1 protein-coding gene is annotated in these 1550 nt (G+C 74.8%); it reads right to left on the bottom strand.

The annotated features are described in order from the left end of the window. The coding region (gene glmU / locus HCN56_RS25470; RefSeq protein ID WP_167974992.1) for a bifunctional UDP-N-acetylglucosamine diphosphorylase/glucosamine-1-phosphate N-acetyltransferase GlmU at positions 1–1487 on the bottom strand (1487 nt) is incomplete at its 3' end. Positions 1488–1550: the final 63 nt, after the last annotated feature.

Here is a 1550-nt window from a genome sequence, read left to right as displayed (position 1 = left end):
GACGGTGGTGCCGGTCGCCCGGATGTCCCGGGACCGGCCTCGGCCGCGTCCGCCTCGGCGGCGGCACGGGCGGCGGCCGAGTCGGGGCGGCGGCGGGCCACCCACCCCTCGACGTTGCGCTGGTGGGCGCGGGCCACGGCCAGCGCACCCGCGGGCACGTCCTGGGTGATCACCGAACCGGCGGCGGTGTAGGCGCCGTCGGCGACGTTCACCGGGGCGATGAACATGTTGTCGCTCCCCGTGCGGCAGTGGGAGCCGATGGTCGTGTGGTGCTTGCGCTCGCCGTCGTAGTTCACGAAGACGCTGGCCGCGCCGATGTTGGTGTGGTCGCCGATGGTGGCGTCCCCGACATAGCTGAGGTGGGGCACCTTGCTGCCGTCGCCGATCGCGGCGTTCTTCGTCTCCACGAAGGCGCCGATCTTCCCCGAGGTGCCGAGCCGGCTGCCCGGCCGGAGGTAGGCGAACGGGCCGACCGTCGCCTCGGCGCCGATCTCCGCGCCGGTGGCGACCGTGTTGTCCACCCGGGCGCCCTGGCCGACGCGCGTGTCGGTCAGCCGGCTGTTGGGGCCGACCTCGCTGCCCTCGGCGAGGTGGGTGGTGCCCAGCAGCTGGGTCCCCGGGTGCACGAGCGCGTCGCGCTCCACCGTCACGGTGACGTCGATCCACGTGGACGCCGGGTCCACCACGGTGACGCCCGCCAGCATCGCCTGTTCCAGCAGCCGGTCGTTGAGCGTGCGGCGCGCCTGCGCCAGCTGCACCCGGTTGTTGATCCCGGCGATCTCGCGGTGGTCCGCGGCCAGCGCCGCGCCCACCCGGTGGCCCTCGGCGCGCAGGATGCCGAGGACGTCGGTGAGGTACTCCTCGCCCTGGCTGTTGTCGGTCGACAGCTTGCCCAGCGCCTCCGCGAGCAGCCGGCCGTCGAAGGCGAACACCCCGGAGTTGATCTCCCGCACCGCACGCTGCGACTCGTCGGCGTCCTTGTGCTCGACGATCGCGGTGACCGCGCCGTCGGTGCCGCGGATGATCCGCCCGTAGCCGGTGGCGTCGGGCACCTCGGCCGTCAGCACCGTCACCGCGTTGCCGTCGGCCTCGTGGGCCGAGGCGAGCGCCCGCAGCGTCGCGGAGGTGAGCAGCGGGGTGTCGCCGCAGGTCACCAGGACCGTGCCGTCGACCGCGTCGGCGGTCGGACCGCCGCCCGCCAGCTCCTCCAGCGCCACCCGCACCGCGTGGCCGGTGCCGTTCTGCTCGTACTGCACCGCGGTCCGCGCCTCGGGCGCGATCTCCGCGAGGTGCCCGATGACCCGCTCGCGCGCGTGGCCGACGACGGCGACCAGCGCCTGCGGCTCCAACTCGCCCGCTGCCGCCACCACATGGCCGACCAGGGAACGGCCGCAGAGGTCGTGCAGGACCTTCGGCGTTGCCGACTTCATCCGGGTGCCCTCTCCGGCGGCGAGGACGACGACGGCGGCCGGGCGCATGGAACTCACGGGGATGCCCTTCGGTACGGGGTGCGGCGGACGGTGGACGGCGGGCGGACGCCGCGCCGCCGG

Source organism: Streptomyces lonarensis (assembly GCF_012033735.1).
Classification (GTDB): domain Bacteria; phylum Actinomycetota; class Actinomycetes; order Streptomycetales; family Streptomycetaceae; genus Streptomyces; species Streptomyces lonarensis.
Note: the sequence above shows the minus strand (reverse complement) of the source record. Positions and strands in the feature narration are given on the sequence as shown.